The sequence below is a fragment of the Novosphingobium gossypii genome (assembly GCF_050433305.1).
Lineage (GTDB): Bacteria > Pseudomonadota > Alphaproteobacteria > Sphingomonadales > Sphingomonadaceae > Novosphingobium > Novosphingobium gossypii.
Genome location: NZ_JBNPXM010000004.1, coordinates 324356 through 334169 on the forward strand (window position 1 = coordinate 324356; position 9814 = coordinate 334169).

Annotated in this window: 11 protein-coding genes; 1 reads left to right on the forward strand and 10 read right to left on the reverse strand. The window is 58.7% G+C overall.

Annotated elements, in window-relative coordinates; genetic code table 11:
* The first annotated feature begins 60 nt into the window (after window positions 1-60).
* Window positions 61-243 (forward strand): hypothetical protein, encoded by a 183-nt coding sequence (locus GGR40_RS10775; RefSeq protein WP_107126566.1) that lies wholly within the window; start codon window positions 61-63, stop codon window positions 241-243.
* 64 nt (window positions 244-307) lie between these two features.
* On the opposite strand, the gene GGR40_RS10780 is transcribed toward GGR40_RS10775, so the two are convergent.
* The 10 genes from GGR40_RS10780 to GGR40_RS10825 all read right to left on the reverse strand — a co-directional run bounded on the left by GGR40_RS10780 (window position 308) and on the right by GGR40_RS10825 (window position 9642).
* Window positions 308-496, reverse strand: coding sequence for a helix-hairpin-helix domain-containing protein (locus tag GGR40_RS10780; protein WP_429276238.1), 189 nt, complete (start codon window positions 494-496; stop codon window positions 308-310).
* Window positions 493-831, reverse strand: coding sequence for a deaminase (locus tag GGR40_RS10785; protein ID WP_429276239.1), 339 nt, complete (start codon window positions 829-831; stop codon window positions 493-495). The genes GGR40_RS10780 and GGR40_RS10785 overlap by 4 nt, the downstream gene beginning before the upstream one ends.
* A 71-nt stretch (window positions 832-902) precedes the next feature.
* The gene (locus tag GGR40_RS10790; protein ID WP_429276240.1) at window positions 903-1796 is read right to left on the reverse strand and encodes an SDR family oxidoreductase; all 894 of its coding nucleotides are present in this window, start codon (window positions 1794-1796) and stop codon (window positions 903-905) included.
* Window positions 1793-3652: a glycoside hydrolase family 15 protein gene (locus GGR40_RS10795; RefSeq protein ID WP_429276241.1), complete on the reverse strand. Its 1860-nt coding sequence runs from the start codon at window positions 3650-3652 to the stop codon at window positions 1793-1795. Before GGR40_RS10795 ends, GGR40_RS10790 begins: the two co-directional genes overlap by 4 nt.
* Window positions 3649-4650 (reverse strand): SDR family oxidoreductase, encoded by a 1002-nt coding sequence (locus GGR40_RS10800; protein ID WP_429276242.1) that lies wholly within the window; start codon window positions 4648-4650, stop codon window positions 3649-3651. Before GGR40_RS10800 ends, GGR40_RS10795 begins: the two co-directional genes overlap by 4 nt.
* Before the next feature lie 142 nt (window positions 4651-4792).
* Window positions 4793-5170, reverse strand: a complete 378-nt coding sequence (locus GGR40_RS10805) for a phosphatase PAP2 family protein (RefSeq protein ID WP_429276254.1) — start codon at window positions 5168-5170, stop codon at window positions 4793-4795.
* 288 nt (window positions 5171-5458) lie between these two features.
* Window positions 5459-5812: a response regulator gene (locus GGR40_RS10810; protein ID WP_429276243.1), complete on the reverse strand. Its 354-nt coding sequence runs from the start codon at window positions 5810-5812 to the stop codon at window positions 5459-5461.
* A 111-nt stretch (window positions 5813-5923) separates the two neighbouring features.
* The gene (locus GGR40_RS10815; RefSeq protein WP_429276244.1) at window positions 5924-7384 is read right to left on the reverse strand and encodes an HWE histidine kinase domain-containing protein; all 1461 of its coding nucleotides are present in this window, start codon (window positions 7382-7384) and stop codon (window positions 5924-5926) included.
* A gap of 241 nt (window positions 7385-7625) precedes the next feature.
* Entirely contained in the window at window positions 7626-9266 is a 1641-nt protein-coding gene (locus GGR40_RS10820) for a histidine kinase famiy protein (protein WP_429276245.1), read from the reverse strand.
* Window positions 9267-9483: 217 nt separating this feature from the next.
* A complete protein-coding gene (locus GGR40_RS10825; RefSeq protein WP_429276246.1) occupies window positions 9484-9642 on the reverse strand; it encodes a hypothetical protein in 159 nt (52 codons plus the stop codon).
* Window positions 9643-9814: the final 172 nt, after the last annotated feature.

Below are 9814 nucleotides of genomic sequence, written 5' to 3' on the forward strand. Positions count from 1 at the left end.
ATATGGGAACACGTGCTCCATACGCGTGTTTTATAAATATCCCGTTTGAAGGAGATTAGCATGAGCATCGAAGGCAAAGCCAAGGAAGCCGCCGGTTTCGTCAAGGAAGAGATGAACGAGCACGGCGACACGCCCGAAGCGAAGAGGAAGGCCCAGGAAGGCCGTGATCTTCGCAACGAAGGTCGTGTCGAGGACGGCAAGGCCCCCAAGACAACCGAGCCGGGCACCGGAGCCAAGGAATAGAGCTCCCACGAGTTTCAGGACGTCGCCCTTTCGAGGGCGGCGTTTTTGTATCTGCTGCTGTTTTCTAAAGCTTCAGTATGTGGTCCAGCCCATCGGCATTCCCAGCCATCCCTGGCACCTCTTCGAGCTGCCGCAGCGCTGTAAATTTGCCACGGTCGTCGCGATAACGCACGATCTCGAAGCTGTGCCCTTTAAGCTGGGGCACAGTATCCAGTTCTTCAGCAGTCGCGGTATTGACAGCAACCTGCATCATAAATTGGCTTGCTCCTCTGCGCCATAAATGACCGTGCCGATCTTCAACCAGATCGACGCCATCGTACACGTCACGCATGGCTGAGGCGTGAAATAGAGCATTGCGCAGCGCAGTTCCATTTCGCCGGTATCTTCGCGCCCCCGCCAGATTTCCATCGCCTCGGCGTGCGCCTTAGCAGCAGGCAATTTCTCGGGCTGATTGCGGCCGCCAGCATGGATCCTGCCAGCAAGAACGATTAGGCACCCCAACAGCGAAGTTGACGGGTCTGTGCTCTTGGAGCGCGCGGTTTCGATCGCCTTGCGCATCCATCCTTCGTCGTGTTCTGCTTGGGGCATTCAACTGCCATCGATCCTGCGCGGTAAAGTGCAGGGGCACGGGGCATCGCCCTGAGCCCCTGCAAGGTTTGTTAGGCGACGCCAGCGCCGCCAGTGGCTCCATACACCTCCCCAGTGATGTAGCTGCCCTCCTGGCCCGCCAGCAGCACGTAGATCGGCGCGATCTCCACAGGCTGGCCAGGCCGACCGAACGGGGTCTGTTCGCCAAACTTCATCACTGCGTCCTGCGGCTGTCCGCCCGAGGATTGCAGCACGGTCCAGAACGGCCCTGGTGCCACGACATTGGCGCGAATGCCCTTTTCCATGAGCTGCTTCGACAGCGCCTTGGTGTAGGCGACGATCCCGGCTTTGGTCGTCGCATAGTCCAGCAGGATCGCGGAAGGGTCATACGCCTGAATCGACGCGGTCGTGATGACCGATGCGCCGGCGGGCAGGTGTGGCACCGCCGCCTGCGTGATCCAGTGCATCGCATACAGGTTAGTCTTCAGCGTCTTGTCGAAATCCTCCGATGACACCTTCGAAATGTCCTCACGGTACTGCTGCCTGCCCGCATTGATGACGAGGATATCGAGGCCGCCAAGCTTCTCGACCGCCTGCGCGACCAGATCGCGGCACCAGTTCTCGTCGGTGACGTCACCGGGCAAGTCGATCGCCTTGCGGCCCTCCGCTTCGATGAGCTGGATCACCTCGGCCGCGTCTGCCGCCTCGCTCGACAGATAGGAAATGGCGACATCAGCGCCTTCTCGGGCATAGGCAATAGCCGCGGCGCGACCGATGCCGCTGTCACCGCCGGTGATGAGAGCCTTGCGGCCTTGGAGCTTGCCTGAGCCCTCATAGCTCGTTTCGCCATGATCGGGCACCGGGTCCATCTTCCCTGCTTCGCCGGGGACGGGCTGAGGCTGGCGGGGAAAGGGGGGCTGAGGATACTGCTTGCGCGGATCCTGCATCGTGAGACGATCGCTCATTGGTGAACTCCTTGGGTTGGGGATTTTTGATCGCAGTCCGCTTCGCCCGTCAGGACGGCAGCGGCCATGATATGGGCGAGATGGCTGAGGCCCTGCGGCATGTTGCCGAGAAACACACCGCTCTTCGGGTCGATCATCTCGGCCAGGATGCCGTGGCCGTGTGCAAGGCCGGTCTTCAGCCGTTCCATACGCGCTCGCGCTTCGTCGCGTTCGCCCAGAAGCGCCCACGCCTCCGCCATCCAGAAGGAACAGGCGAGGAAGCAGCCTTCTTCCCTGTCCATGCCGGTATAACGATAGTGGAAGTCACCGGCGCCCAGCTCGCGATCAATCGCAGTCAATGTCGCACGCAGGCGCTCATGCCCATCGAAGCGGAACCGTACCGCCAGCGCCACGGAAGCGTCGAGCATGTCGCTGCCGGGGTACATGGTGAAGGCCTGCTTGGTTTCTGACCAGCAATAGGTTTCCACCCATTCGAAAACGCGGTCACGCTCGCGCGCCCAGCGGTCCCGGCAGGTCGTCGGCAACTGACCGTCATCAGCCAGCTCGACCGCGCGCGCGAGCGCCTGCCAGCAGCTGATCTTCGACATCGTATAATGCTGTTCGTCCTCCAGCTCCCACATGCCAGCGTCAGGCATTCGCCATATGTCTGCGCATTCGTCAGCAAGGTCAGAAAGAAGCTCGGCACTGACACTGTCGAGGATGTTGCCGCAGCCGACAAAGCGACTTGCCGTCTCAAAGATGTCGCCATAGACGCCGTGCTGACGCTGGTCGGTCGCCTGATTGCCCGCGATAACGGGGGTCGATCCGCGATAGCCTGGCATCCGCCAATACTTTTCATCGGGAACCAGCTTGCCGTCGAGGGTGTAGCAAACCCTTGCACCGTGGGCACGAAGCTGACTTAAAAGCCAGGTAAAAGCTGCTTTTGCCTCGGCTTGGGCATTGGCAGCCAGAAAGGCTTCGATCGTGTAACCTGCGTCGCGAACCCAAGCATAGCGATAGTCCCAATTCTTGGAACCGCCGATACCCTCGGGAAGCGAGGTCGTGGCAGCAGCAGCGATCGCCCCCGACGGTGAGTAAAGCAGCAGCTTGAGCGTCAGCGCGCTGCGCAAAAATGCTTCGCGATCATTACCATCGTAGGAGACCGATTTGCACCAGTCGCGCCATTCCTTGTCAGAGATGTCGATACGCGCGTCGATTTCATCGATACTGGGCGCGACCAAGGGTTCGTCGGCGCCCGCAACGATGGCCACGGTTCGCCTGTGCCCAACACTGAGCGCGATCGTACCGGTGATGCCTTCGTCCGACCATTCGCACGCGATATCATCGCTCTGAATGAAGAGGCCGAGTACGCGATCGACATGGAATACAGTGTGCCTCCCAATCTTGGAATGATAGGGATTGACGGTGTCGCCGCGCCGGCCCGGCCGCATTGTCAGCTTGAAGTTGATGCTGCCGTCCAAACCATCGATCCGCCGCGCCAGTTCGGCCCACGGCAGCCGACCGGCATGGCCGCTGTTGAGGGATTCGGTGAGTTTCGCGCGCCCGCCCGCAGTGGTGAAGATCGTTTCGAGGACATTGCTGTTTTCGCGATAGCGCCGTTCCACAGTGTAGGGCGCATCCGGCTCAATGCTGAAGACGCCGCCATTCTCGCTGTCGAGCAGACGATCAAACAGAGGCGGGGAGTCCATATTGGGCACGCACCACCAGTCGATAGCGCCGTCTATGCCGGACAACGCCACGGAGCGGCCGTCGCCCAGCGCTGCATATTGTTCGAGTGGCAGATAGCCGTCGGTACGCTGACCCAACGGAGCAGGTTCGTTGGAAGCCAGACGCAGATTGTCGAATAGCGCTTTCAACGCAGGAGCCTCGCAAGCCCGCGGGAAAGGCCAAGTCCAGCTAACGCGCCGAGACCCAACAATCCGCCGGTCGCGGTCATTTTGAGAATGTCACGGTGGCGCGACGTAAAGAATTCGGACCGTGTATCAATCACGCGATCCTTCGCATCGCCATCGATCAGAGCCGGTCCTGTGACAGCTTCGTCGAGATTACCCTCGCGCGGTTCCATCGGCGCACCGAGCTGGGCTGTGACCATTTCGGCAGCCTTGCGATCGGAATATGCAGGCGCGATCCGCTGGCCGAGCGCCATCATTGCCGTGGTGCGCCCGACCCAAACCTCGCGCTCCGGATCCTCGACCGTAGCCCATACCGCCTCGGCGCAAAGCCGTGGATCGAAAAGCGGATCAGGAATGACCTGCTCATGGCCTGATCGGTTGCGAGACCATCCAGGTTGCGGTGTGTTGACGCCGGGCAGATAGACGACGCTGAGCGCGATCGGCGAGGCTTCATCGATCAGCTCAGCCCGCAGAGAATCGGTAAACCCGGTCACTGCAGCCTTGGCACCACAATAGGCGGCTTGAAGCGGAGCCGAGCGAATAGCGAGGCCAGAGGAAATTTGAATGATTGTGCCGCGCCGCGCGCTTCGCATATGGCGAAGTGCCGCCAGTGTGCCGTAGACTTGAGATAGATAAGTTGTGGCAGTGACCCGCTGATATTCTTCTGGGGTAATTTCGCCAGCGCGTGCGACCACCGTCGACATCGCATTGTTGACCCAGGCGTCGATGCCACCCAATTCAGTTGCTACGCGATCGGCAGCGGCATCTAGGGCTGCAGGATCAGCTACATCTGCGCACAGGGCAATCACTTTGCCGCCATGCGCTTCCAGAAGGCGTTTAGCACTTTCAAGACGCTGAGGTTCGCGTGCGATGATGCCGACTTGCCAACCGCCTCGTGCAAAACGCTCGGCGATAGCAAGACCTATTCCGGCGCTGGCGCCGGTCACAATGATTGAAGACAAATTGCAGACCTTTCCGGTGCGCAGACCGGAACTCCAGTCGGCATCTGATCACAGCCTATCAATGCCGAAGGACTAAATAAGGTTCACGCTGCAACGCAAAAACTCGTGCTAGAGCCTGCTGGCACGAGCACCTCAAAGACAATTACCGCTTTGTCGGGACGTACCTACCTAATAAGTCACATGCGGTTTTGGAGGCGGCATAAGATACTATCCCAATTGCTGCTCCTACGGTAACATCGGAAAGATAATGCTTGCCTCTCGCTACCCTCAAGCCACCGACGAGACCGGTTAGGCAAAACGATACCATACGAAATTGTGGATACTCGCGGACAATGGGCAAGCTCGCTGCAACGATGGCAGCCGTGTGCCCAGACGGGAAGCTCGTCATTTCCTTTTGATCGCTATTGCCCGCTTCAAATCTGTATGGGACGTTGCTGGCGACAGCATGAGGTCGCGTTCGGTTAACCTGCGATTTTATGGCGTTTTTTAGTTTGGTGGCGAGGAATGTGCTCGTCAGCATACGGATGCCCAGCGACGTCGTCTGGGGCCTATTCAATATTAGTCCGCTAGCCACAACTACCACCGACACCGCAAGCAGTGGCGGTTGATCGGCAGCTTTAGTCAAATTGTTAGCTGCTTTTATCGCTGGAGTATCGAAGTAGGGGACTGCGTTCTCCGAAACTAGAAGATCGAATTTTTCAACGCCGGAAAGTTGGCTTGCGGATTCGCCCGTGTGAGTTTGCGGATGTATCAAGGTAATTGTCTCGTGATCGTGGGATGCGTGGTTGTCATCTCGGAGTAAGATGTATCAGACCGGAGCGATGATTTTAAAGGTCTCAACCAATTTTTGATCGTCAACTGGCTTGTAAAGGACCTTCATTTCAGGTTGGGGCGGCTCAAATGGTTGAGGCTCGCCCGTGACGAACATAACGGGTCGCGTGCCAATTGCCTCGAAAATTCGCATCACTGCAGAGGGGCCGGTACCGTCGCCACGAAGATTAACATCAGAAACGATAACTGCCGGAGGAGCCGCTATCGCCGAAGCCACCGCATCGTCCTCAGTCGCTGCGAAGGCCACCGACAGTGCCCCGGCATCCTCAACGAGACCACAGATATGGTCTGCAATCAGCCAGTCATCCTCGATCACCAGTACATGGCACATGACAAACCCTTTGTCGTTTAAGGGTTAATGCCTGCGCTGGCAGAAGGGTGCCATCTTTTCTCGTATCTTTCAGTTTTGCGACGACCTGTGCTCACAAGGGCACGTCTACACCTAGACGATAATGTCCGCTTCGAACCGTACGCCTGCGGCGAGGTATTGGATAGTCGCATTCCCGCGCACGTGTCGCCCAAGCATCCGCTCGATCATTTTCGTTCCAAACCCTGATTTCGTCGGTTCGATTACGATCGGACCGTCCTTCTCCTCCCAGTAAAAGGAAAGGTGGCGGTCCCCCTCATCATCGATAATCTGCCAGTTGATCTCGACGAAGCCTGCCTCGCTGGAGAGGGCACCATATTTGACAGCGTTCGTTGCAAGCTCATGCAGGGCCATCGAAAGCGCGAGGGTGATTTCTGGAACAAGCCGGACATTTGGTCCTGCGATAGAGAAGCGGTGGCCTTCGCGGTCGGTAAACGGTGCGAGGCCTTTGCGAACGATATCGCCGATACCGGCGCCTTCGACTTCGTCCCGCACCAGGAGCTCGTGCGCGGTGGCCAGGCTTGCTATCCGCCCGGATACGGTGGACTTGGCATCCTCCAGTGAGTTGGCATCCCGCAGGGTCTGGGTGACGACAGCGTTCACGGTCGCGAGCGTATTCTTGACGCGATGGGTCAGTTCCCGCGCCAGCACCTCGCGATGTTCTTCCGCGAACTTGCGCTCGGTAATGTCGGTCGAAAAACCGCTCATTGCCAATGGTGAGCCATCGGCGCGATGCTGCAACTCGCCCTGGATCGCGACCCAGCGCTGCTCGCCGTCAGGTGTAAGTATCCGGTACTCGACCTGATAGGGGACGCCGGTCTCAACCGTATCGCCCACAGCGGCACGCATCATGGGCAAATCAGCAGGATGAATTGCTGCGATCAGTTCCTCATAAGTGAATGGCTCGCTGGTCGGTCGGCCGAAGTTGCGCTTGCAACTGGTCGATGCTGTCAGCACTTGTTCGGGAAGATCAAGGGTCCAGCTGCCAAGGCCGCCCGCCCGCAGCGCCATCCGCAGCTTCGCATTATGCGCCGCGAGGTCCGCATCTCGCTGTGCTACCTCGGCAGCAAGAGCCTCCCGGTCCTCTTCCAGCTTTACAACCCGGTGGCGCTCGATAGTGACATCCAACTGGGAGGCCACGAAATAGCGCAGGCTTCCGTCATGCGCAAAAACCGGCGCGACCATCAGCCGATTCCAGAATGGCGTACCGTCACGTCGATGGTTCAGCAAATCGAGTTCGATCCGCGTACGATTGGCGATTGCCGCACGGAGCCGATCGACATCATCCGGATTTGTCAGAGGTCCCTGCATGAAACGGCAATTTCGCCCCAGGATTTCCACGGGGGCGAAGCCGGTCAACGCCTCGAAGCTGGCGTTGGCGTAGATTACGGGATTGTCCGGGAGCGTCGGATCGCAGACCACCATTGCCATCGGGGTCATGTTGAACCCCATGAGGATAGGGTCCGACGCATCGAGACGCTTGGCGAAATCGCTGATAGCTGCCGCTACATCTTCCGATGGCTCGAACGGTTGCAACGGGGAAGGGGCGCGCGGAGATCGGTCCAAAACAAGAACGGACTAAATCATCTCGCCCCGAGCAGCAAGCAATATCGTCATTGCTTCGCTGCCCGAATCTCGCTGTGCCGGGCTGCGCGCTCAGCCATGACAAGCCAAGCCTCGGCTGAGCGTTGGCATCGCTCCCTCACCTGCGGCAATGTCGCTTCGGCAGCCTCCGCCAGGCACTCGTTCATGCGCTCGCGATAGATCGTTTCCATAATCAACCCCCGTGTGTGCCTATGCCGGTCGGCCCATCGATGACCTGCCGGACCTTGGTCGCAAGTTCAGTCCGTTTGTAGGGCTTTTGTATCAGCTCGAACTCCGCGCCGCGCGCATCTACGCGCTCGATCGACGATTCGGCATACCCTGTGGTCAGCAGCACACGCATACGCGGTCGTCGCTGCTTGACTTCGCGGGCAAGCATCACTCCGTTCATGCCGCCAGGCATGATGAGATCGCTGAAGAGCAGGTCGATCTTCCCGGCGCCATCAAGCAGCTCCAGCGCCTCCTTTGCGTTGTCGGCGCGCAAGACGGTGTAGCCGAACTCAGCAAGCACGGTCTCGGCGTAGTCGCCGACATCGATCTGGTCTTCGACCACCAGGATCGTTTCACTGCCGCGCTTGTCATCATGCGAGCCAGGGGCTTTTGCCCCTTGAGGCTCGACCTTGGCGTTTTCGCAAGGGAAGAGCATGCGGACCGTCGTGCCGTGGCCTTCCTCGGAATAAATCCGCAGGCTGCCCCCGGATTGCTTCATGAAGCCATAGACCATGGAAAGGCCAAGGCCGGTACCCTTGCCCTGATCCTTCGTCGTGAAGAAGGGCTCCGTCACCCGCTTGAGCACCTCTGGTGACATGCCGGTGCCTTCATCCGTGATGGTCACCATGACATAATTACCGGGTTCCATTTCGCCGAAGCCCTGATCACCGGTGTCGAGTGAACGGTTCCGAACATCGATCGTAACATTACCGCCGCCGGGCATCGCGTCGCGGGCGTTGAGCAGGATATTCATGATCGCCAATTCGGCCTGCGTAGGATCGATCCTCGCGTTGCAAACGGATTCCTGGTGAGTGATGTCGACCTTGACCGTACCCCCCGCCGTCCGTTCGATCAGGGGGCGCAAATCATCGATCATATCGATGATGTTTACGACCCGGCCCTGCAGCTTTTGCTTGCGCGAGAAGGCTAGAAGTTGCTGCGTCAGCGTAGCGCCGCGTTCCGAAGCCTGAAGAATCGCTTTCATCGAGCGCGCTGCTTTTTTGCGGTCCAGTTCGCCATCGCGCTCGAGGTTATTCAGCACGATGTCCGCAAAGCCTTGGATCACAGTCAAAAGGTTGTTGAAGTCGTGTGCGACGCCCCCTGTGAGCTGCCCAACGGCCTCCATTTTCTGAGCTTGGCGAAGCCCTTCTTCCGCATCGCGGCGGCGAGTTACGTCGAGCTGAGAGCCAAAGAAATAGATGAGGTTGCCGTCGCTATCGAAGACAGGTGACATGAACAGCGCGTTCCAGAATGCGGCACCATTCTTTTTGTAATTCAAAATCTCAACCGCAGTCTCCCGGCGCTGCTGGATCGCTCTACGCAGCTCAGTGACGGTATCTCCGTCGGTGTCAGGCCCTTGCAACAATCGGCAGTTTTTGCCGATCAATTCCTCTGGGCTGTAACCCGTCATGCCCATGAATGCGGGGTTCGCGAATACGATGGGATTATCAGGCTGATTGGGATCGGTAACGATCATCGGCATGCGCGTGGTCTTCACCGCAGCAAAGAAGATGCTGTTGCTGTCGTCGCTCATGTCGTGATTGGCAGCGCCGGCCAAATGCGGCGGAGGCGCGCCGTTGAGCGTTTCGGGGGTTTCGTCGGGCATGCAAGTCCTTGGCTCGAGGTGTGGCACAGCCCCGGAGCGCTCAGCCTTCTCCACAGAAAGCGATATGACGCTTTTACGTTCCCTCGGCACTAAATGCCGGATCCGGGAGTCTTATCGGCCACATCCGGCTGGTAGGCGACCGCCGGTTCGAAACCGAATTGCGGGGATAGTTGACTTTCCTCGGCATTGGCTGCCGAAGAGTTTCAGCCGTCCACGGTCAGTCAGCAGTGATTCCACCTGCGCCGAATTCGTTGAAGGCGGATCGCTCTTCGGCGACCTTCTCATCGTTATCCAAGTCCACGGAAAGGCTGATCCGGCCCGCAAAAGCTCTGTTGTCGCGCTCATCGAACCCCGACTGGGCTGCTTCTACATCCAAGCCGGCAATTTCTTCGCCGAAGCTGTTTTCTTCGCCCTCGGGTTCAACGAAAATGTCAGTACGCTCGACGCCCCATTCGTACGCATCCGTTGAGCGGCGCCTTGCCGGTGGGATGATGGACCGGTCTTAAGGTCGCAGTTATTTGCGAACTTAGGAGCGGTGTTTGTGGGAC